This window comes from Mycobacterium sp. E1715 (genome assembly GCF_001667625.1).
Classification (GTDB): domain Bacteria; phylum Actinomycetota; class Actinomycetes; order Mycobacteriales; family Mycobacteriaceae; genus Mycobacterium.
The window spans coordinates 1-21009 of sequence record NZ_LZJJ01000090.1 but is presented as its reverse complement, the minus strand read 5'-3'; the positions used below and the strand labels follow the sequence as shown (position 1 = coordinate 21009).

Genomic DNA, 21009 nt, shown 5'->3' with positions numbered 1-21009 from the left:
CATGCATACTGTTTCTAGCGGTTACCATCTGCCGATGTGACCGCACTGCCGTGCTGGTGACAACGGGGTCGAGTGGGCAGCCCTTTTCCTTACCACGAAGGAGGTCTGATGACCCTCGACACGACGATCAGCGACAGCGCCGTGCATCGCACCGTATGGGCGCTGGGAGACTACGCCCTGATGGCCGAGGAAGTGATGGCGCCGTTGGGCCCGGTCCTGGTCAGGGCCACCGGCATCGGCCCCGGCGTCCGCGTGCTCGACGTCGCCGCCGGCTCCGGAAACATCTCGCTGCCCGCGGCCGCCACGGGTGCCACGGTGGTGTCCAGCGACCTCACCCCCGAGCTGCTGCAGCGGTCGCGGGCCCGCGCCGCGGCGCAGGGCCTGACGCTCGACTACCGGGAAGCCAACGCGCACGCGCTGCCCTTCGGCGACGGCGAGTTCGACGTCGTGATGTCCGCGATCGGCGTCCAGTTCGCCCCCGATCAGCAGCGGGCCGCCGACGAGCTGGTCCGGGTCTGCCGGCCGGGCGGGACGATCGGCGTGATCAGTTGGACGCCGGAGGGATTCTTCGGCCGGATGCTCGCCACCATCCGGCCGTACCGCCCCAGCCTGTCGCAGGCCGTGCCGCCCGCCGCGCTGTGGGGGCGCGAGGGCTACGTCACCGGACTGCTGGGCCACCGTGTCGGGCGGGTGACCGCGGTGCGCGGACTGCTCAAAGTGAACCGGTTCGACAGCGCCGAGGCGGTGCACGCCTACTTCAAGAACCACTACGGCCCGACGATCGAGGCCTACACGAACATCGGCCACAACCGCGTGCTGGCCGCCGAGCTGGACGCGCAACTCGTCGAGCTTGCGGAGCAATATCTCGCCTACGGCAGCATGGACTGGGAGTACCTGCTGGTCACCGCCGAGAAGCGGTGACGGCTAAAGGTCGATCTCGGCGTCGAGGTGAACGTCCGGCTCGCCGCCGGCGGCGGTGAAGGCGGTCAGGGCCCGCACCAGCCCGTGGCGCTCCGCCGGCGGCATCTTTTCCACGATGGCCGCGATCTCGGCGCGCCGGTAGGAGGTGACCTGGCGAACGACCTCGCGCCCCCGCTTCGTCAGCGCGGCCAGCAGCTCGCGCCGGGAGGTCGGGTGCGGGAGGCGGTCGATCAGCCCGGCCGCGACCAGCCGGTCGACCATCCGCCCGGTGGCCGACGGCTGCACCCCGAGCAGGCCGGCCAGCGTGGCGAGGTTCACCGGGCCCCGATTGGACAGGATCACCAGCGTCCGGAACTGCGGAATCGTGATGGTCTCGTCCACCTGCCCGATGGACCGCGCCGAAATGGCGACCAGCAAGCGGGAAGCCGTCAGCAAAGCGTCGGTGATTACGTCCAGCGAATCGTCCGCCGTGGTCACGTTCTCCGCTGCCATCTCGCCCCTTCTTCGGGATCGTCTCCGGCCTATCGGCGGCAGAAGACCAGGAAGTGTAACAACCTTCCAATGTCGTAGTCAGGCATTATTTCCGACGCATACTATCGCCTCGGGCAGGATTTGGCGAGGTCATCCGATGTGCAGCGGATCGATCTGCACCCGGACCGGCTCGTGGGTCTGGCGCGCGGACAACACGCTCACGCCGCGGCGCAGCGCCGCGGCCAGCGCCAGCCCCTGCTCCCGGCGGGCGCGCACCAGCATCCTGGTCACCGGCACGCCGGCCGGGGTCCCCGCCGGCCGGCGGACACCCGCCGGCAAATCCACCGGCCCCAACACGTCGGCGCCCTCCGGTAACCCGGCCTCCTCGAGCAGCGCCGCCACCGCGTCGGCGGCGCCGTCCAGGGCCGCCATGTGCACGCTCGGTGGCAGGCCCACCTCCGTCCGGGCCGCCAGGTCGGCCTCGGCATGACCCACCGGATCCCAGCGGATCAGCGATTGCACCGTGGGAATCGACGATTCGGCCACCGCCAGCACCACCCCGCCGTCGCCGCGGGCACGCACCAGCGCCGCGGCGGACATCCAGCGCCACAGCGCTTCCTCCGCGGCGCGCAGGTCCTGGCGACCCAGCAGCGCCCAGGTGTCCAGCAGCAGCGCCGCCCCGTAACCGCCCGCCGCGGCGGGCTCCGCCCCCGGCGTGGCCACCACCAGCGCCGGGCCCGCGGCCACCTGCGGGACGACGCCCTCGCCCGACGAGGTGACCACCGCGGTGCCGGGAAACGCGCGCCCGAGTTCCTCGGCGGTGCGGCGCGCCCCGACGACCACGGCGCGCACCGCGTCCGACCCGCAGCGCGCGCAGCGCCGCGTCGGCTCAGTCCGCCCGCACCAACGGCAGACCAGCGCCGGGCCGCCCTCCCGCAACGACTCGGCCAGGGAGAGCGGACCCGTGCAGTGCCGGCACCGGGCGATGGTGCGGCAGCGCGCGCAGGCCAGCGACGGGACGTATCCGCGCCGCGGCACCTGCACCAGCACCGGCGCCCCGGCCTCCAGCGACGAGCGGGCGGCGCGCAGCGCGATCGACGGGATGCGCGCGGTCCGCGCGGCCGGGTCGCGTTCGTCGGCGTAGCCGGTGTCGTCGAGGGCGACCACCCGCGGCGTGCGGGCGCGCACCACCGCCCGGGCCGCGACGATGTCGTGCGCCCACCCGCTGCGCACCAACGCCTGCGCCTCGGCGGTGCGCGCGTAGCCCCCGATCAGCGCCGCGCACCGCGCCTGGTGGGCGCGCAGCATCGCCACCTCGCGGGCGTGCGGGTACGGCGCCCGGGGCTCGGCCAGGCTGTCGTCGGCGTCCGCCCACACCATCACCAGACCCAGATCGCTCAGCGGCGCGAAAGCCGCGCTGCGGGTGCCGATCACCAGCCTGGCCTGACCGCGCAACGCTGCCAGCCATCGCCGGTAGCGGGCCGCCGGCCCCAGCCCGGCCGACAGCGCCACCACGCCGCTCTCGTCGATCCGCGCGGCCGCGGCCCGCACCAGCGAGTCCAGGTCGCGCTGGTCGGGCACGATCGCCAGCACCGCCCGACCGGCGCGGACCGTCTGCGCGGCGGCCTCGGCGAACCGGTCCGCCCACGACTCCCCCGGCAGGGCCTGCCAGACGGCCCGCGCAGCGCGGGACTCGGCCAGGGCGTCCAGGAACTGGGCGCCCCGCCCGTAGACCGCCCACGCCGACGGGTCGACCGGCGCGGGTGGCGGCGGCCGCACCGCCGCCGTCGGTTCCCGCTCCACCCGCGCGTGCCGGGGCGGCACCGCCAGGCGCAGGACGTCCGGCCGGGTGCCGGCGTAGCGCGCCGCCACCGCGTCGACCAGCCGGCGGATCTCGGCTGTCAGCACCGGTTCGGCCGAGACGACGCGGTCCAGGTAACCGAGCTTGCCCTGATGGTCGGTGTCGTTGCGGCGCTCCAGCACGAACGCGTCGACCAGCCGGCCGTGAAACCGCACCCGCACCCGCACCCCCGGCTGGGCGTCGTCGGACTGCTCGGCCGACACCAGGTAATCGAACTCGCGGTCCAGGTGCGGCACCGAGAGCATCGGCAGCACCCGGGCAATGGGCTCGACCTGAACGGGTGTGCGCGCGCTGCCGCTCAAGGCGCTCTCATGGCCCGGCTGGTGCTCAACCCCGTACCGTCCGGGTCAGCTTTCGGCCGGTTCCGGGGTGCCGGCGTCGGCCGGCGCCTCACGACCGAAGAAGAACCCCGCGGTCATCAGGATCAGCGCCGCGGCGTACGACCACCAGATCGGCACTGCCAGCGCCTCGTTGCCGAGGATGAAGCGGCCGATGGCGATCAGCGAATCCGACGCCGCGAAACACACCGCCCCCACCGCCGTCCAGATCGTCGGCAGCTTCGCCACCAGAGCGGCGCACACCATCGCGGTCAGCACCAGAATGTACGCCGCCACCGGGAGCGTCAGCTTGCCCAGGTGCGGCCAGAACCAGGCCAGCAGCGCGACGGTGGCCACACACATCGCGACCACGGCGGCGATGCGCAACCGCGACGGGCGCCTGGCGGCCAGGGGCAGCAGCGCGCCCAGGAAACACAAGTGCGCCAACAGGAATGCGCCAAGGCCCACGACGAACGACTGGGCCCACCACGGGATCGCCAGCGACCAGTCACCGACGGCCGACAGCAGCAGCGCCGGCATCAGCCACCGCCGCTCACGCACGACGGCGTGGCCCGCCGCGGCGGCGGTCAGCAACAGCGCCATCGAGGCCTTGAACAGCGGCTGCGCCACCCAGTGCCCGGTCAGCTCGGCCCCCGGCTCCGAACCCAGCGCCAACACCGTCAGGTACACGCCGTAACCGAGGGCCGCCCAGCCGGCCAGCACCCAGCCGCCGAACACCAGCCGAGGTGCGTACGGTACGTCCATGCCCAGCTTGGACAACACAGCCGACGAAAAGCCCGCTATCGACCCCATCCTGCAGAAGGTACTGGATGCGGTTCCGTTCCGGCTATCCACCGAGGACGGCGTCGACGCGGCGCGGCAACGGTTCCGCGACCTGCCCCGCCGGCCGCTGCACCCCGAGCTGCGCGTCGAGGACCGCGCCATCCCCGGTCCAGGAGGGTCGGTCGGCGTCCGGATCTATTGGCCGCCAATCGAATCCGAGAGCGCCACCCCGCCCGTCGTGCTGTATTTCCACGGCGGCGGATTCGTGGTGGGCGACCTCGACAGCTACGACGGCACGGCCCGCCAGCACGCGGTCGGCGCCGACGCCATCGTGGTCTCCGTCGACTACCGGCTGGCGCCGGAGCACCCCTACCCCGCCGCGATCGAAGACGCCTGGGCCGCAACGCTTTGGGTCGCCGAGAACGCCGCCGGGCTGGGCGGTGACCCGAACCGGATGGGCGTGGCCGGGGATTCGGCCGGTGGCACGATCAGCGCGGTGATGGCCCATCGGGCGCGGGACCACGGCGCACCGGCCATCGCGTTTCAGCTGCTGTGGTACCCGTCGACGATGTGGGACGCGTCGCTGCCGTCCTTCACCGAGAACGCCGGCGCGCCGATCCTCGACGTCAAGGCCGTCGCCGAGTTCTCGCGTTGGTACGCGGGCGAAGTCGACCTGTCCGCCCCGCCGCCGGGCATGGCGCCCGGGCGGGCCGGCGACGTGTCCAACCTGCCGCCCGCCTACATCGCCGTCGCGGGTCACGACCCGCTGCGCGACGACGGCATCCGGTACGGCGAACGCCTTGCCGCCGCCGGCGTGACCGTCGAGGTGCACAACGCCGAGACGCTGGTGCACGGTTACCTCGGCTACGGCGGCGTGGTGCCCGCGGCCACCGCCGCGATGGAACGCGGGCTGACGGCCCTGCGAACGGGGCTACGCCGCTGAAGCCGGAGCGTACGGTGAATCCATGACGGAGCCCACCTTCGCCCGACCGGGGATCGACCCGACGTTCAAGGCGTTGCTCGACGCCTTCCCGATGACCTTCACCGCAGCCGACGGCGTGGAGACCGCGCGCTCGCGGCTGCGAATGCTCAAGGTGCCACCCGAGATGCTGCCCGACCTGCGCGTCGAGGAGCGCACGATCGGACATGGCGACGTCAGCGACGTCGGAGTGCGGATCTACTGGCCGCCCCTGGAACCCGAAGAGCCGCTGCCCGTCGTCGTCTTCTACCACGGCGGCGGCTTCTGCCTCGGTGACCTCGACACCCACGACCCCCTGGCCCGCGCGCACGCCGTCGGCGCCGAGGCCATCGTGGTGTCCGTGGACTACCGGCTCGCCCCCGAGCACCCGTTCCCGGCCGGCGTGCACGACTCCTGGGCGGCGCTGCAGTGGGTCGCCGAGAACGCCGCGGAACTGGGCGGTGACCCCGGCCGGATCGCCGTCGCCGGCGACTCGGCCGGCGGCAACCTGGCCGCCGTGATGGCGCACCTGGCCACCGCGAACGCCGGGCCGGAGCTGAGCTTCCAGCTGCTCTGGTACCCGGTCGTCACCGCCGACCTGTCGCTGCCGTCCTACACCGACAACGCCAACGCGCCCATCCTGGACCGCGACGTGATCGACGCCTTCCTGGCGTGGTATCTGCCCGACATCGACATCAGCGACCCGACGGTGCTGCCCACCACCCTGGCCCCGGCGAACGCGACGGACCTGTCCGGGTTGCCGCCCGCCTACATCGCGACCGCCGAACACGATCCGCTGCGCGACGACGGGGCCCGCTACGCCGAGCTGCTCGACGCCGCCGGCGTGCCCGCGGAATTGAGCAACGAGCCCAACCTGGTGCACGGCTACGCGAGCTTCGCCCTGGTGATCCCCGCGGCCTCCGCTGCCACCGACCGCGGGCTGGCCGCGCTGAAGAAGGCGCTACACCCCTAGGCGGTCACGATGAGCAGCACTCCCGACTACCACACGCTGATCGTCGGCGCCGGCTTCTCCGGGATCGGCGCCGCCATCAAGCTCGACAACGCCGGGCTGTCCGACTACCTCGTCGTCGAGGCGGGCGACGGGGTCGGCGGGACGTGGCACTGGAACACGTATCCCGGTATCGCCGTGGACATCCCGTCGTTCTCCTACCAGTTCTCCTTCGAGCAGAGCCCGGACTGGTCGCGGACCTACGCGCGGGGCCGCGAACTCAAGGCCTACGCCGAACACTGCGTCGACAAGTACGGCATCCGATCGCGAATCCGGTTGAACACCAAGGTGCAATCCGCCGAGTTCGACGACGAGCGGTCCCTGTGGCGGGTGCAGACCGACCCCGGCGGAACCGTCACCGCCCGCTTCCTGATCAGCGCGTGCGGCGTGCTCACCGTGCCCAACCTGCCCGACATCGACGGCGTCGACAGCTTCGGCGGTGTCACGATGCACACCGCGCGCTGGGATCACGACCAGGATCTGAGCGGCAAGCGCGTCGCGATCATCGGCACCGGCGCCTCGGCCGTCCAGGTCATTCCCGAAATCGCGCCGATTGTCAAGCAGCTCACCGTTTTCCAGCGCACCCCGATCTGGTGCTTCCCCAAGCTGGACGTCGCGCTGCCGGCCCCGGCCCGCTGGGCGATGCGGATCCCGGGCGGCAAGATCGTGCAGCGGCTGCTCAGCCAGGCCTTCGTCGAAGTCACCTTCCCGATCTCCGCGCACTACTTCACGGTGGTGCCGCTGGCCAAGAGGATGGAGTCGGCGGGGCTGGCCTACCTACGCAAACAGGTGCACGACCCCACGGTGCGCGACCAACTCACCCCGCGCTACGCGGTCGGCTGCAAGCGCCCCGGCTTCCACAACGAGTACCTGGCCACGTTCAACCGCGACAACGTGCGACTGGTCACCGAGCCGATCGACAAGATCACGCCCACGGCGGTGGCCAGCACCGACGGCGAAGCCCATGAGATAGACGTGCTGATCCTGGCCACCGGTTTCAAGGTGATGGATCCCGACGACGTCCCGACGTTCGCGGTGACCGGCAGCGGCGGCAAGTCGTTGAGCCGGTTCTGGGACGAGCACCGGCTGCAGGCCTACGAGGGCGTGAGCGTGCCCGATTTCCCCAACCTGTTCACGGTTTTCGGCCCGTACGGCTACGTGGGCTCGTCGTATTTCGCGCTGATCGAGACGCAGACCCACCACATCGTGCGGTGCCTGAAACGGGCGCAGCGCGACGGCGCGACGCGCGTGGAGGTCACCGGCGAGGCCAACGACCGGTACTTCGCCGAGATGCTGCGCCGACGGCACCGGCAGATCTTCTGGCAGGACAGCTGCCGACTGGCGAACAGCTACTACTTCGACAAGAACGGCGACGTCCCGCTGCGGCCCACCACCACCGTCGAGGCCTACTGGCGCAGCCGGCGCTTCGACCTCGACGACTACCGATTCACCGGCAGTTCCGCCTAGCGAACGCACCTAAAACCCGGTGCTGGTTGTCACCACCCGGCGCTAGGCTGCACGCGTGGCCAAGGAGTTTCCGCGTCTCGACGAGTCGCTCACCGAGTTCATCAACGATCAGGCCATGTTCTTCGTCGCCACCGCGCCGTCCGAGGGAGGCCGAATCAACCTCTCCCCCAAAGGGTATCGGGACACCTTCGCGGTCATCGACGATCACACCGTGGCCTATCTGGACCTGTTCGGCAGCGGGGTGGAAACGATTGCGCACTTGCGTGACAACGGCCGGATCACCATCATGTTCTGCTCGTTCACCCGCAACTCGCGCATCCTGCGGCTGTTCGGCACCGGACGGGTGGTCCGCCCCGACGACGCCGAGTTCGGCGAATTCGTCGGCAAGTTCGGGAACCCGCACGCGGGCGTGCGCGCCGTCATCGTCGTCGATCTCGAGCGAATCGCCGACGCGTGCGGGTTCGCGGTGCCGTACTACGAGCTCGTCGACGAACGCCCGGTGCTCGACGACTACCACAGCAAGGCGCCCGGCGAGGCCTACGTTCGCCTGGTGGGGCGCAACCGGCGAAGCATCGATGGATTGCCGGCGCTGGACGCCGACCACCCGCTGCCTAGATAGCGCGCTTGAGGTCGTCGACCTTGTCGAGCTGCTCCCACGGCAGTTCGACGTCGGTGCGGCCGAAGTGGCCGTAGGCGGCGGTCTGCGCGTAGATCGGGCGCAGCAGGTCCAGGTCACGGATGATCGCGCCGGGCCGCAGGTCGAACACCTCGGGCACGATCTTCTCGATCTTGACCGGGTCTACCGTCGCGGTGCCGAACGTCTCGATGAACAGGCCGACCGGGGCCGCCTTGCCGATGGCGTAGGCCACCTGCACCTCGACGCGCTCCGCGAGCCCGGCGGCGACGATGTTCTTCGCCACCCAGCGCATCGCGTACGCCGCCGACCGGTCCACCTTGGACGGATCCTTACCGGAGAAGGCGCCGCCGCCGTGGCGGGCCCAGCCGCCGTAGGTGTCGACGATGATCTTGCGGCCGGTGAGGCCGGCGTCGCCCATCGGCCCGCCGAGGACGAACTTGCCGGTCGGGTTGACCAGCACCCGGGTCGACGACGAATCCAGGGTGTCGTGCGCCAGCTCGCTCAGCACGCTCTTGAGCACGTGCTCCCGGATGTCGGGGTCGAGCGTCTTCTCCAGGTCGATGCCGTCGGCGTGCTGCGTCGAGACGACCACGGTGTCGAGGCGTACGGGGACGTCGTCCTCGTAGGCGATGGTGACCTGGGTCTTGCCGTCCGGGCGCAGGTATCCCAGCGTGCCGTTCTTGCGCACCTCGGTCAGCTTCCGTGACAGCCGGTGGGCCAGCGCGATGGGCAGGGGCATCAGCTCGGGGGTGTCGGCGATCGCGTAGCCGAACATCAGGCCCTGGTCGCCGGCGCCCTGGGAGTCCAGCGGGTCCGCGGCGCCCTCGACGCGCGCCTCGTGGGCGGTGTCGACGCCCTGGGCGATGTCGGGCGACTGGGCGCCGATGCCGATGTTCACCCCGCACGACGCCCCGTCGAAGCCCTTGTCCGACGAGTCGTAGCCGATGTCCAAAATGCGCGCGCGGACCGTGTTGGTGATGTCGGCGAACGCCTCCTTCGCCGTCGTCGTCACCTCGCCGACGACGTGCACCTGACCGGTGGTGACCAGCGTCTCCACCGCGACGCGTGAGCGGGGGTCCTGCGCCAGCAGGGCGTCGAGGACCGAGTCGCTGATCGCGTCACAGATCTTGTCGGGATGTCCCTCAGTCACCGACTCACTGGTAAACAGGCGACCCTTTTCGCTCACAATCGAATCCTTCCGAATAGTTAGTTAACCGAATTATATCGGCTGGCATCGGGCCGGCCGGCGCCTGGCCCCGCGCCACAGCAAAATCGAACCGTATTACCCGCCGCCGTGCAGGAACGTGGCGATCGCATCCACGATACGACTGGCCATCAGCGTCTTGGAGCCGTGTTGCAGCGCCGACTCGGTGCCGTCGGAGGCCAGCAGCCAGCCGTCGTTGCTGTCCACCTCGAACGCCCTGCCGTCGCCCACCGCGTTGACCACCAACAGGTCGCAACCCTTGCGGCGCAGCTTGGCCCTGGCGTGAAACAGCACATCGCCGTTGGCGTCGCCCGTTTCGGCGGCGAACCCGACAATGGCCCGCATGTTGGGCAGCTCGCCGCCGGCGCGCGCCCGCACCGCACCGGCCAGCACGTCGTCGTTGCGGACCAGCTCGATCGTCGGTGGCTGTTCCCGGTCGTTCGAGCCCTTTTTGATCTTCGCGGCGGAAACCTGCGCGGGGCGGAAGTCGGCGACGGCCGCGGCCATCACCAGCACGTCGGCCGCGGGCGCGTGCTTGGCCACCGCGTCGCCGAGTTGCTCGGCCGAGCTGACGTGGACCACCTCGACGCCGGCCGGGTCGATCAGGCCCGCGGTGTGCCCGGCGATCAGCGTGACCTCGGCGCCGCGCTGGGCGGCGACGCGCGCCACCGCGTAGCCCTGCTTACCGGAGCTGCGGTTGCCGATGAAGCGCACGGGGTCGATCGGTTCGCGGGTGCCGCCAGCGGTGACCAGGAGCTTGCAGCCGGCGAGGTCGTACGGGAGCGCGTCGTGGCGTTCCAGCAGCAGTTGGGCGAGCGTGGTGATCTCCTCGGCCTCGGGCAGCCGGCCGGAGCCGCTGTCGGACCCGGTGAGCCGCCCGAACGCCGGCTCCAGCACCACCGCCCCGCGGCGGCGCAGGGTGGCCACGTTGTCGACGGTGGCCGGGTGCAACCACATCTCGGTGTGCATGGCCGGCGCGAACAACACCGGGCATCGCGCGGTGAGCAGGGTGGCGGTCAGCAGGTCGTCGGCGCGGCCGTGCACCGCGCGGGCGAGCAGGTCCGCGGTGGCCGGCGCTACCACCACCAGATCGGCCTGCTGGCCGAGCTGGACGTGCGGCACCTCCGGGACGTTCTCGAAGATGCCGGTGTGCACCGGCTGGCCGGACAGCGCCTCGAACGTGGCGGCCCCGACGAACCGCAGCGCGGACTCGGTGGGCACGACCCGGACCAGATGGCCGGCCTCGGAGAGCTGACGAACTACCGTGCACGCCTTGTAGGCGGCGATGCCACCGGAGACGCCGACGACAATCCGTTTGCGGTCCACAGTTGGCCGGCCCTGCCCTGTTACTCGCCCTCGGTGTGCTCGAGCAGGTCGGCGTGGATCTCGCGCAGCGCGATCGACAGCGGCTTCTCCTGAAGCCCCGGCTCGACCAGCGGCCCAACGTATTCGAGGATGCCCTCGCCGAGCTGGTTGTAGTAGTCGTTGATCTGACGGGCCCGCTTGGCGGCGTAGATCACCAGGGCGTACTTGCTCGACACGCGGTCGAGCAGCTCGTCGATGGGCGGGTTGGTGATGCCCAGCGGGGTGTCGTAGGCGCCCTGCCCCCCGGCCGATGGGTCGAACCGGTCGGGGACGGCGGCCAGCGCCGCGTCGGACTGCGGAATGCTCACTTAGGTCAAACTCCTTGGCGGTCAGAGCCCCGAAACGGATTGGCTACCGCTGATGATTCGAATGCTCAATCTCGATTGGATCTGGTCTGGCTCCTGGTCTGGCCAGGCGGGTCATGCGGACTCGGCGCAGTTCCTAGCAGCAAGGATACCAATTCGGCGCACGCGGACTCCAATTGACTGTTGACCACGACCTCGTCGAAGTCGTCCTGGGCCGCCATCTCGACGCGGGCGGTCTCCAGGCGGCGCTGCATGGCCTCCGGCGTTTCGGTGCCGCGGCCGACGAGTCTGGCCTCCAGGTCCTCCCAACTGGGCGGCGCCAGGAACACCGTGATGGCCTCGGGCATCGCCCTCTTGACGGCCCTGGCGCCGGCCAGGTCGACCTCGATGAGTACCGGGATCCCGGCCGCAGTGGCGGTCCGCACCGGCTCGGCCAGGGTGCCCGACCGGTGCAGTCCGCCGTGGATCTCGGCCCATTCCAGCAGCGCGCCGTCGTCGATGAGCTGCTGAAAGCGGTCCGGGCTGACGAAGTGGTAATCGACGCCGTCGACCTCGCCCGGCCGCGGCGCCCGCGTCGTGGCCGAGACGGAAAAATGCAGCTCCGGAATTCGCTCGCGCAGGCAGCGGACGACTGTCGACTTGCCGACCGCGGAGGGACCGGACAGCACGACCACACGCCCCTTACCTGGTGGTGCGGGACGCGTGCCGTGCTCGACGTCCGGTCCCCCGCTAGCGCTCACTGGCGCTCCTGGGCTGGTGGCCCATAGCGCGGGTTGGCCGGGGCCGGGCTAGGAGCCGAACTTTTCCAGCAGGGCCTTGCGCTGGCGGTCGCCGAGGCCGCGCAGGCGGCGGGTGGGGGCGATCTCCAGCTCAGTCATGATTTCCTGCGCCTTGACCTTGCCCACCTTGGGCAACGCCTCGAGAAGCGCAGAAACCTTCATCTTGCCAAGGACTTCGTCGGTCTCGGCGTCCTTGAGCACCTGGGTGAGGTTGGTGCCGCCGCGCTTCAGCCGGTCCTTGAGCTCTGCTCGTGCTCGACGTGCGGCAGCAGCCTTCTCCAACGCGGCCGCGCGCTGCTCGTCGGTCAACTGGGGAAGGGCCACGATTCCTCCGTATCTGATCAATCAATTTCAATCGATCTCTTTTTGTCTCGCCGGTTCTTCTGCCAGCGGAGACGACCGTACTCAGGCCTCCTGACGAAATCTAACCCGGCCCCCTGGTTCAGGGGACAAACTCCCAGCATGAGCCCCGCCTGTGGCCGGAAAATGCCGTCCGGCGGACGCCTGCGATGACCGCCCGGCCGGGCCCCGCCCGCGCTTTGCGAGCGCCCGGCCCTGATCCGAAATATGGGCTCTGAGCTGCGGTTTTACCGAGTGGGCCCGGCGTCCGGCCGGCCGCCGGGGCGGCGGCCAAGGGCGGCCGCGGCGCGGCGAAACGCCTCGTGCCGGGGATCACGCATTTTTCGTTGCGTGTCGCGCGTGTCGCACCCGCGCGGCCCCCGCGTGGCGCGACGACGCCCTTCGCTGGTAAGGCCGCCAGCTAATACCCCGCGAGTTACCATCTAGCGGTGTCGAACCTGCGGATCCGTCAGGCCGCTGAACTGCTCGGAGTCAGCGACGACACCGTCCGGCGCTGGATCAACCAGGGATCGCTGACGGTCAGCCACGACGCGGCGGGCCGCAAGGTCATCGCCAGCGAAGATCTGGCCCGGTTTTCCCGGAACAACGCCCCCGCCCCGCCGCCCGACCCGCTCAGCATCGGCAGCTCGGCCCGCAACCGCTTCGTCGGGCTGGTCACCAGGGTCACCAGCGACAAGGTGATGTCCCAGGTCGAGATGCAGTGCGGCCCGTTCACCGTCGTGTCGCTGATGAGCACCGAGGCCGCCGAGGAACTGCAGTTGCGGCCCGGCAGCGTCGCCGTGGCGGTCGTCAAGGCGACCACGGTGATCGTGGAGACCGCGCGGCCAAGTACGGCCCTAGCGTCCGACTGAGCGCCGGGGCGGCCCTACGGCGCGCCCAGATAGGCGACGGCGTCCAGCATCCGCTCGCCCGCCGCCCGCAGTTCGTCCACGCCCGGCCCGGCCCGCAGCACCTCGCGGGCCACCGCGGGCAGCAGCTGGCCGGGGGCCGCCCCGCCCAGCCCGGCGAGCGCGTCGGGCCGTCCGCCCTGCACACCGAGCCCGGGCACCAGCACCGGCCCGCCCAGCGCGCTGAGATCGGGCGCCTCGAGCACCGTCGCGCCCACCACCACGCCGACGTACCCGGGCCCCGACGGCGTCGCCGACTTGTTCACCACCGCCGCCTGGTCGACCACCAGCTGGGCCACCGTGCGGCCGTCGAACGCGGCGCGCTGCACGGTGGCGCCCTCCGGGTTGGAGGTCGCCGCCAGCACGAACACGCCCCGGTCGTGAGCGGCGGCGGCTTCCAGCAGCGGCCGCAACGACCCGAATCCCAGGTACGGCGAGGCCGTGACGGCGTCGGCCGCCAGTGGCGAGTCGCCGGCCCAGGCGGCGGCGTAGGCCGCCATCGTGGTGCCGATGTCCCCGCGCTTGGCGTCGGCCAGCACCAGCACCCCGACCGAACGCAGGGCCTCGACGGTGCGTTCGAGCACCGCGAACCCGGCGGCGCCGTAGGCCTCGAAGAACGCCACCTGGGGCTTGACCACGGCGAAGCCGGCGAACGCCTCGATGCAGATGTCACAGAAGGCGGCCAGTCCGTCGGCGGTGGTCGGCAAATCCCAGGCGCGGAGCAGCTCGGGATGCGGGTCGATGCCCACGCACAGCGGGCCGCGTTGCGCTTTCGCCTCGGCCAGGCGGACGCCGAACCCGGTCACCGGGCGCCTTCGCCGGGCGCGGCGCCCAGGCCGATCACGCTGTGCAGTTCTTGCAGGGACCGCACGCCGATGTCGCCGCGGATGCCCGCCTCGATGCCCTGGATGGCGGCGGAGGCGCCCTGCACCGTGGTGACGCAGGGGATGTTGACCGACACCGCGGCCGAACGGATCTCGTAGCCATCGATGCGTGGCCCGGAGTTGCCGTACGGCGTGTTGATCACCATGTCGACCTCGCCGGCCTTGATCGCGTCGACGGCCGACGCGGCCGGGCGGCCCGCCTGGGGGGGCTCGAAGTGCTTGCGGACCTCGTCACACGGAATGCCGTTGCGCCGCAACATCTCCGCGGTGCCCTCGGTGGCCAGGACGCGGAAGCCCAGGTCGGCCAGCCGCTTGACCGGGAACACCAGGGAGCGCTTGTCCCGGTTGGCAACCGAGACGAACACGGTGCCCTCGGCCGGCAGCGAGCCGTAGGCGGCCGTCTGACTCTTGGCGAAGGCGGTGCCGAAGTCGCGGTCGATCCCCATCACCTCGCCGGTGGACTTCATCTCCGGGCCCAGCAGCGAATCGATGGCCGCCCCGTCGATCCGGCGGAACCTGTGGAACGGCAGGACCGCCTCCTTGACGGCGATCGGGGCGTCGAAGGCCGCGTGGGCACCGTCCCCGGACGCCGCCAGCATGCCTTCGTCACGCAGCTGGGCAATGGTGGCGCCCAACATGATCCGGGCGCACGCCTTGGCGAGCGGCACGGCAGTGGCCTTCGACACGAACGGAACGGTGCGGCTCGCCCTCGGGTTGGCCTCCAGGACGTAGAGCACGTCGTCCTTGAGGGCGTACTGCACGTTGAGCAGCCCGATCACCCCGATGCCGTGGGCGATGGCCTCGGTCGCTCGGCGCACCTTCTCGATGTCGCTGCGGCCCAGCGTGACCGGGGGCAGCGCGCACGCCGAGTCGCCGGAGTGGATGCCGGCCTCCTCGATGTGCTCCATGATGCCGCCGATGTAGACCTCCGCGCCGTCGCACAGCGCGTCGACGTCGATCTCCACCGCGTCCTCGAGGAACCGGTCGACCAGCACCGGGTGCTCGGGCGAGAGCTCGGTGGCGCGGGTGATGTAGCCCTCCAGCGTCTCCTCGTCGTAGACGATCTCCATCCCGCGGCCGCCCAGCACGTATGACGGCCGCACCAGCACGGGATAACCGATGCCCTCGGCGATCCGGCGGGCCTGCGCGAAAGTCGTTGCCATGCCGTATTTCGGTGCGGGCAGGCCGGCGCCGGCCAGCACGTCGCCGAACGCGCCGCGGTCCTCGGCCAGGTCGATCGCCTCCGGCGGGGTGCCCACGATGGGGACCCCGGCGTCGGCCAGGCGCTGCGCCAGCCCGAGCGGGGTCTGGCCGCCCAGTTGCACGATGACGCCGACCACGCCGGGGCCCGCGCCGGCCGATTGCTGCTCGGCGCGGTACACCTCGAGGACGTCCTCGAACGTCAGCGGCTCGAAGTACAGCCGGTCGGCGGTGTCGTAGTCGGTCGACACCGTCTCGGGATTGCAGTTGACCATCACGGTCTCGAAGCCGGCCTGGCTCAACGTGGTTGCGGCGTGCACGCAGCTGTAGTCGAATTCGATGCCCTGGCCGATGCGGTTGGGTCCCGACCCGAGGATCAGCACCTTGGGCCGCTCGGCCTGCGGCGCGACTTCCGTCTCGGCGGCCGGGTCGAGTTCGTAGCTGCTGTAGTGATACGGCGTCTTGGCCTCGAACTCGGCCGCGCAGGTGTCGACGGTCTTGTACACCGGGTGGATGCCGAGCCGCTCGCGCAGCGAACGCACTCCGTTCTCCCCCGCCAGTTCCGGCCGCAGCGAGGCGATCTGGCGGTCCGACAGCCCGCTGTGCTTGGCCCGCCGCAGCAGGTCGGTGTCGAGCACCGGGGCGTCCACCAGCTCGGCGCGCAGCTTGCCCAGCTCGCCGATCTGGGCCACGAACCACGGGTCGACGCCGCTGGCCTCGGCGACCTGCTCGATCGACGCGCCCAGCCGCAGCGCCAGCTCGATGTCGTAGAGCCGGCCCTCGGTCGGGGTGCGCAGCCGGTCCAGCACCTCGGCGACATCCCCGTCCGGGTCGGGCTTGGTCCAGAAACCCGCGCGGGTGGTCTCCAGCGACCGCATCACCTTGCCGAGCGCCTCGATGAAGTTGCGGCCCAACGACATCGCCTCGCCGACCGACTTCATCGTGGTGGTCAGGGTGGGGTCCGCGCCGGGGAACTTCTCGAACGCGAACCGCGGCGCCTTGACGACGACGTAGTCGAGCGTCGGTTCGAAGCAGGCCGGCGTTTCCTTGGTGATGTCGTTGACGATCTCGTCGAGGGTGTACCCGATGGCCAGCTTCGCGGCGATCTTGGCGATCGGGAAACCGGTGGCCTTGGAGGCCAGCGCGCTGGACCGCGACACCCGTGGGTTCATCTCGATGACGATCAGCCGCCCGTCGACCGGGTTGATCGCGAACTGGATGTTGCAGCCGCCGGTGTCCACCCCGACCTCGCGCAGGATCGCGATGCCCAGGTCGCGCATCCGCTGGTATTCCCGGTCGGTCAGCGTCATCGCCGGCGCGACGGTGACCGAGTCTCCGGTGTGCACGCCCATCGGGTCGAAGTTCTCGATCGAGCAGACCACGACCACGTTGTCGTTGCCGTCGCGCATCAGCTCGAGCTCGAATTCCTTCCAGCCGTAGATCGATTCCTCGATCAGCACGTTGGCGCTGGGGCTTTCGGCCAGGCCGGCGCCGGCCATCCGGTCGACCTCCTCGACGGACCGCGCCATGCCCGACCCCAGCCCGCCCATCGTGAAGCTGGGCCGCACCACGACCGGCAGCCCGAGCTCCTCGACCGTCTCGCGGACCTCTTCCATGGTGAAACACACTCGGCTGCGGGCGGATTCACCACCGACCTTGGCGACGATGTCCTTGAACATCTGCCGGTCCTCGCCGCGCTGGATGGCGTCGATGTCCGCCCCGATCAGCTCGACGCCGTGGCGCTCCAGCGCGCCGTTCTCGAACAGCGCGACGGCGGTGTTGAGCGCGGTCTGCCCGCCCAGCGTGGCCAGCAGCGCGTCGATCTTGTTGCCGCGCTCGGCCTGCTGGGCGATCACCCGCTCCACGAAGGCCGGGGTGATCGGCTCGACGTAGGTGTGGTCGGCGTACTCCGGGTCGGTCATGATGGTGGCCGGGTTGGAGTTGATCAGGCTGACCTGCAGCCCCTCCGCCCGCAGCACCCGGCAGGCCTGGGTGCCGGAGTAGTCGAATTCGGCCGCCTGGCCGATGACGATCGGCCCCGAGCCGATCACCAGCACGTGGTTGAGGTCACTGCGCCGCGGCATCAGTTGCTCCCTTCCATTGCGCGAGGGTGCGTGTTGCCACGGCGACACGCCGTGCACCGCGTACAACTGCGCACGCTCGCGGCGAGGTACATCAGCGCCCCTCTGCCATCAGGTCGATGAATTGGTCGAACAGGTATTCCGCGTCGTGGGGTCCGGCGGCGGCCTCCGGGTGGTACTGCACCGAGAACGCCCGCCCGTCGGCGAGTTTGACGCCCTCGACGACCCCGTCGTTGGCGCAGGTGTGGCTGACGACCGCGGGGCCGAACGGGGTGTCGAAGGACTGGCCGGCCTCGCCTTCCAGCGCGAAGCCGTGGTTCTGCGCGGTCACCGCCACCCGCCCGGTCGCGTGGTCCATCACCGGGATGTTGATGCCGCGGTGGCCGAACACCATCTTGTAGGTGGACAGCCCCAGCGCGCGGCCCAGGATCTGGTTGCCGAAACAGATGCCGAACAACGGGATTCCGGCGCCCAGCACCTCGCGGGTGAGCGCGACGACGTGGTCGGCGGTGGCGGGATCGCCCGGGCCGTTGGACAAGAACACCCCGTCGGGTGAGATGTCGGCGATCTGGGAGAACGTGGTCGACGACGGCAACACGTGGCTGCGTACCCCGCGGCGGGCGAAGTTGCGCGGCGTGTTGGTCTTGATCCCCAGATCGAGCGCGACCACCGTGAACCTCGAAGATCCCGGTGGCCCTTCGGGTTCCACGATGTAGCGCTCCGGCGTGCTGACCTCCCCGGCGAGATCGGCGCCGAGCATCGACTGCTGTCCGCGCACCCGCTCGACCAGCTCGGCGGGGTCGGCAAGCGCCTCACCGGAGAACACCCCCGCCTTCATCGACCCACGGGTGCGCAGATGGCGCACCACCGCGCGGGTGTCGATGCCGGCGATCCCGACGATGTGCTGGCGCACCAGCTCGTCCTCCAGGGTGCCGGTGGCGCGCCAGTTGGACGCCCGCGGCGACGGGTCGCGCACCGCGTAGCCGGCGACCCAGATCTTGTCGCCACGGCTCTCGGCGTCCTCGGTGTTCCAGCCGGTGTTGCCGATCTGCGGAGCGGTGGCCACCACGATCTGCCGGTGATAGCTGGGATCGGTCAGCGTCTCCTGGTAGCCGGACATGCCGGTGGAAAAGACCGCCTCGCCGAGCGTTTGGCCGACCTTGCCGAACGGCGTGCCCGTGAACACGCGGCCGTCTTCGAGCACGAGCAGTGCTTTGTTGTTCACGCGGCTCCCTCCTGCTGGGACTCCAGCCACTCGGTGTATTCCTCGCGGTGATTCGCCCGAAAGCCGGTGTCGATCTCGGCTCCCGACGGCAGCCGCCACCGAATCGCCAGGATCCCGATCCGGGCCGTGGCCCTGCCGCCCATGCTGCGCTCCATGCGGATACCGGTGATCGCGTCTTTCGGTATCCAAATCGGTTGGGCGCGCAAGCGTTCCACCATGATCCCGCCGGCATAGCGGGTCAGTACCGCCTTGCTGCGGAAACCCATGTCGCCGGCCGCGATCCGCTCGTGCCAACCCGGCGCCATCATGGAACCGCAATAGTGGCCCCGGGTGGTGATGAGCGCCGCGCCCACCTGGTCGGGCACGTCGGGCAGGTCGCCGATCAGCTCCTCCTGCCGCTCCGAGCGACGCCGCCAGCTGCGCATCATCAGCTGGATCACCACCGCGATCACCACCACCAGCACCGCCGCGAAGATCAGCGACCCCACCAGCGTGCCTGAATTCATGCCGGGCACTTCCCGTCTCGAGCGGTGACCTTGCCCCGCAGCAGCGTCGCCGTCACGGTGGCCGGCAGGGCCATCGACTCGAACGGCGTGTTGGCCGACCGGCTGGCCAGATCGGACCCGGCGACGGTCCAGGTGGCCTCCGGGTCCACCACCGTCAGGTTGGCCGGCTCCCCCACCTCCAGCGGGCGGCCGTGATCGGGCAGCCCGACGATGCGCGCGGGGTTTTCGCTCATCACGCGCGCGACGTCGCGCCAGGTCAGCAGCCCGGGCGTCACCATGGTGTGCACCACGACCGACAGCGCGGTCTGCAGGCCCAGCATGCCCGGGCGGGCCGCGGCGAATTCCACGCACTTCTCGTGTTCGGCGTGCGGGGCATGGTCGGTGGCCACGCAGTCGATGACGCCGTCGGCCAGGGCCTGACGCAACGCCACCGCGTCGGCGGCCTCCCGCAGCGGGGGGTTGACGCGGTTGCGCCCGTCGTAGGTGGCCAGCCTGCTGTCGTCGAGCAGCAGGTGATGCGGGGTGACCTCGGCGGTGATCGAAATGCCTTGATCCTTGGCCCATTTCAACAACTCGACGGTGCCGGCGGTGGACGCGTGGCAGATGTGCACCCGGGCGCCCGCGTCGCGCGCCAGCAGCGCGTCGCGGGCGACGATCGATTCCTCGGCGGCCCGCGGCCAGCCCGAGAGCCCGAGCCGGGCGGCGGCGGGCCCCTCGTGGGCGACGGCGCCGACGGTGAGCCGGGGTTCCTCGGCGTGCTGGGCGATCAGCACGCCCAGGCCGGTGGCGTACTCGAGGGCGCGGCGCATCACCAGCGGGTCGTGCACGCAGACGCCGTCGTCGGAGAACATCCGCACCTGCGCGGCCCCGGCCGCCATCATGCCCATCTCGGTGAGCTCGGCGCCGGCCAGTCCGACGGTGACGGCGCCGACGGGGTGGACGTCGACCAGTCCGACCTGCTGGCCGCGGTGCCAGACGTGGTCGGTGACCACCGGGCTGTCGGCGACGGGATTGGTGTTGGCCATCGCGAACACCGCCGTGTATCCGCCCAGAGCCGCTGCGGCCGAGCCGGTTTCGATGTCCTCGGCGTATTCGCGGCCCGGCTCGCGCAGGTGGGTGTGCAGGTCGACGAACCCGGGCAGCAACACCTGCCCGGTCGCGTCGATGACGTCGGCCGTGTCGGGGACCGCGAGCTCCGCGCCGATTTCGGCGATCTGGCCGTCATCGACGAGCACGTCGACCCGGTCGCCCTCGCCGTACAACCGGACCCCACGGATCAGCACGCTCACGCCGCACCCTCACTTCCGGCCGACTCGGCGCCGACCAGCACATGGAACAGCACCGCCATGCGCACGTGCACACCGTTGGACACCTGTTGCAGTACGGCCGATTGCGACGAGTCGGCCACCGAGGACGCGATCTCCATACCACGCAGCATCGGACCCGGGTGCAGCACCACGGCGTGGCCGGGCAGCATCGCCTGGCGGCGATCGGAAAGCCCGAAGCGCGAGGAGTATTCGCGCACCGACGGGAAGAAGCCGCCGTTCATGCGCTCGGCCTGCACCCGCAGCATCAGCACCGCGTCGGCGGCGGGCAGCTCGGCGTCGAAGTCGTTCGCGACGGTGACCGGCCAGCCGTCGACGCCGACCGGCAACAGCGTCGGCGGCGCCACCAGGACCACCTCGGCGCCCAGGGTGTTGAGCAGCATGACGTTGGAACGGGCGACCCGGCTGTGCAGGATGTCGCCGACGATCACGATGCGCCGGCCCTCGATGCCGCCGAGGCGCTG

The 21009-nt window shown here is 70.7% G+C and carries 19 protein-coding genes and 1 pseudogene; 6 read left to right on the top strand and 14 right to left on the bottom strand.

Annotated elements, in window-relative coordinates; genetic code table 11:
- The first annotated feature begins 108 nt into the window (after window positions 1-108).
- On the top strand, window positions 109-921 hold the full coding sequence (locus tag A9X03_RS04925; protein ID WP_068259906.1) for a class I SAM-dependent methyltransferase: 813 nt from the start codon (window positions 109-111) through the stop codon (window positions 919-921).
- 3 nt (window positions 922-924) lie between these two features.
- Here A9X03_RS04925 and A9X03_RS04920 read toward each other — a convergent pair whose 3' ends face one another.
- The 3 genes from A9X03_RS04920 to A9X03_RS04910 form a co-directional block, all read right to left on the bottom strand.
- Window positions 925-1413, bottom strand: a complete 489-nt coding sequence (locus A9X03_RS04920; RefSeq protein ID WP_067752933.1) for a MarR family winged helix-turn-helix transcriptional regulator — start codon at window positions 1411-1413, stop codon at window positions 925-927.
- A gap of 129 nt (window positions 1414-1542) precedes the next feature.
- On the bottom strand, window positions 1543-3555 hold the full coding sequence (locus tag A9X03_RS04915; protein ID WP_231972811.1) for a primosomal protein N': 2013 nt from the start codon (window positions 3553-3555) through the stop codon (window positions 1543-1545).
- Window positions 3556-3600: 45 nt separating this feature from the next.
- Window positions 3601-4335, bottom strand: coding sequence for a lysoplasmalogenase (locus A9X03_RS04910; RefSeq protein WP_068259937.1), 735 nt, complete (start codon window positions 4333-4335; stop codon window positions 3601-3603).
- Here A9X03_RS04910 and A9X03_RS04905 point away from each other — a divergent pair.
- Genes A9X03_RS04905 through A9X03_RS04890 form a run of 4 tightly spaced genes read left to right on the top strand, consistent with a single transcriptional unit; the run spans window position 4334 to window position 8406 of the window.
- Window positions 4334-5296 carry an alpha/beta hydrolase gene (locus A9X03_RS04905; RefSeq protein ID WP_067752930.1) on the top strand — a complete coding sequence of 321 codons (963 nt, stop codon included), beginning with the start codon at window positions 4334-4336 and terminating at the stop codon, window positions 5294-5296. The two genes, A9X03_RS04910 and A9X03_RS04905, sit on opposite strands and share 2 nt — an antisense overlap.
- 22 nt (window positions 5297-5318) lie before the next feature.
- On the top strand, window positions 5319-6284 hold the full coding sequence (locus A9X03_RS04900; RefSeq protein ID WP_067752927.1) for an alpha/beta hydrolase: 966 nt from the start codon (window positions 5319-5321) through the stop codon (window positions 6282-6284).
- Window positions 6285-6293: 9 nt separating this feature from the next.
- Window positions 6294-7787 carry an NAD(P)/FAD-dependent oxidoreductase gene (locus A9X03_RS04895; RefSeq protein ID WP_067752923.1) on the top strand — a complete coding sequence of 498 codons (1494 nt, stop codon included), beginning with the start codon at window positions 6294-6296 and terminating at the stop codon, window positions 7785-7787.
- A gap of 55 nt (window positions 7788-7842) precedes the next feature.
- Window positions 7843-8406 carry a pyridoxamine 5'-phosphate oxidase family protein gene (locus tag A9X03_RS04890; protein ID WP_067752920.1) on the top strand — a complete coding sequence of 188 codons (564 nt, stop codon included), beginning with the start codon at window positions 7843-7845 and terminating at the stop codon, window positions 8404-8406.
- Here A9X03_RS04890 and metK read toward each other — a convergent pair.
- The 5 genes from metK to mihF form a co-directional block, all read right to left on the bottom strand.
- Complete coding sequence (gene metK, locus A9X03_RS04885; RefSeq protein ID WP_067752917.1) at window positions 8399-9610, bottom strand: methionine adenosyltransferase; 1212 nt, start codon at window positions 9608-9610, stop codon at window positions 8399-8401. The genes A9X03_RS04890 and metK overlap by 8 nt on opposite strands.
- Window positions 9611-9706: 96 nt before the next feature.
- Window positions 9707-10954 (bottom strand): bifunctional phosphopantothenoylcysteine decarboxylase/phosphopantothenate--cysteine ligase CoaBC, encoded by a 1248-nt coding sequence (gene coaBC / locus A9X03_RS04880; RefSeq protein WP_067783404.1) that lies wholly within the window; start codon window positions 10952-10954, stop codon window positions 9707-9709.
- A 20-nt stretch (window positions 10955-10974) separates the two neighbouring features.
- Window positions 10975-11301 carry a DNA-directed RNA polymerase subunit omega gene (gene rpoZ, locus A9X03_RS04875; RefSeq protein ID WP_067752911.1) on the bottom strand — a complete coding sequence of 109 codons (327 nt, stop codon included), beginning with the start codon at window positions 11299-11301 and terminating at the stop codon, window positions 10975-10977.
- A gap of 65 nt (window positions 11302-11366) precedes the next feature.
- Window positions 11367-12038: a guanylate kinase gene (gene gmk / locus A9X03_RS04870; protein ID WP_156670051.1), complete on the bottom strand. Its 672-nt coding sequence runs from the start codon at window positions 12036-12038 to the stop codon at window positions 11367-11369.
- Between the two features lie 48 nt (window positions 12039-12086).
- Window positions 12087-12401: an integration host factor, actinobacterial type gene (gene mihF / locus A9X03_RS04865; RefSeq protein ID WP_007171927.1), complete on the bottom strand. Its 315-nt coding sequence runs from the start codon at window positions 12399-12401 to the stop codon at window positions 12087-12089.
- Between the two features lie 464 nt (window positions 12402-12865).
- Between mihF and A9X03_RS04860 the strand changes: the two genes are divergently transcribed.
- The gene (locus A9X03_RS04860; protein WP_067752906.1) at window positions 12866-13288 is read left to right on the top strand and encodes a molybdopterin-binding protein; all 423 of its coding nucleotides are present in this window, start codon (window positions 12866-12868) and stop codon (window positions 13286-13288) included.
- Between the two features lie 14 nt (window positions 13289-13302).
- Here A9X03_RS04860 and pyrF read toward each other — a convergent pair whose 3' ends face one another.
- From pyrF to A9X03_RS04830, 6 genes and pseudogenes are all read right to left on the bottom strand, one after another.
- On the bottom strand, window positions 13303-14130 hold the full coding sequence (gene pyrF, locus A9X03_RS04855; protein ID WP_067783401.1) for an orotidine-5'-phosphate decarboxylase: 828 nt from the start codon (window positions 14128-14130) through the stop codon (window positions 13303-13305).
- The gene (gene carB / locus A9X03_RS04850; protein WP_067753085.1) at window positions 14127-17492 is read right to left on the bottom strand and encodes a carbamoyl-phosphate synthase large subunit; all 3366 of its coding nucleotides are present in this window, start codon (window positions 17490-17492) and stop codon (window positions 14127-14129) included. Before carB ends, pyrF begins: the two co-directional genes overlap by 4 nt.
- A 91-nt stretch (window positions 17493-17583) precedes the next feature.
- The gene (gene carA / locus A9X03_RS04845; protein WP_067783398.1) at window positions 17584-18714 is read right to left on the bottom strand and encodes a glutamine-hydrolyzing carbamoyl-phosphate synthase small subunit; all 1131 of its coding nucleotides are present in this window, start codon (window positions 18712-18714) and stop codon (window positions 17584-17586) included.
- The gene (locus A9X03_RS04840) at window positions 18711-19220 is read right to left on the bottom strand and encodes a transporter (protein ID WP_067753082.1); all 510 of its coding nucleotides are present in this window, start codon (window positions 19218-19220) and stop codon (window positions 18711-18713) included. The genes carA and A9X03_RS04840 overlap by 4 nt, the downstream gene beginning before the upstream one ends.
- Window positions 19217-20509: a dihydroorotase gene (locus A9X03_RS04835; protein WP_067783395.1), complete on the bottom strand. Its 1293-nt coding sequence runs from the start codon at window positions 20507-20509 to the stop codon at window positions 19217-19219. The genes A9X03_RS04840 and A9X03_RS04835 overlap by 4 nt, the downstream gene beginning before the upstream one ends.
- Window positions 20506-21009 (bottom strand): annotated as a pseudogene (locus A9X03_RS04830) (aspartate carbamoyltransferase); the annotation flags it as partial. The pseudogene A9X03_RS04830 and the gene A9X03_RS04835, both read right to left, overlap by 4 nt.

Bases quoted from the DNA above. Each gene is read 5' to 3' on its own strand.
- A9X03_RS04910 (WP_068259937.1), bottom strand. From the start codon at position 4,335: ATGGACGTACCGTACGCACCTCGGCTGGTGTTCGGCGGCTGGGTGCTG.
- A9X03_RS04920 (WP_067752933.1), bottom strand. From the start codon at position 1,413: ATGGCAGCGGAGAACGTGACCACGGCGGACGATTCGCTGGACGTAATC.
- A9X03_RS04925 (WP_068259906.1), top strand. From the start codon at position 109: ATGACCCTCGACACGACGATCAGCGACAGCGCCGTGCATCGCACCGTA.
- A9X03_RS04905 (WP_067752930.1), top strand. From the start codon at position 4,334: ATGCCCAGCTTGGACAACACAGCCGACGAAAAGCCCGCTATCGACCCC.
- A9X03_RS04900 (WP_067752927.1), top strand. From the start codon at position 5,319: ATGACGGAGCCCACCTTCGCCCGACCGGGGATCGACCCGACGTTCAAG.
- A9X03_RS04840 (WP_067753082.1), bottom strand. From the start codon at position 19,220: ATGAATTCAGGCACGCTGGTGGGGTCGCTGATCTTCGCGGCGGTGCTG.
- carB (WP_067753085.1), bottom strand. From the start codon at position 17,492: ATGCCGCGGCGCAGTGACCTCAACCACGTGCTGGTGATCGGCTCGGGG.
- A9X03_RS04895 (WP_067752923.1), top strand. From the start codon at position 6,294: ATGAGCAGCACTCCCGACTACCACACGCTGATCGTCGGCGCCGGCTTC.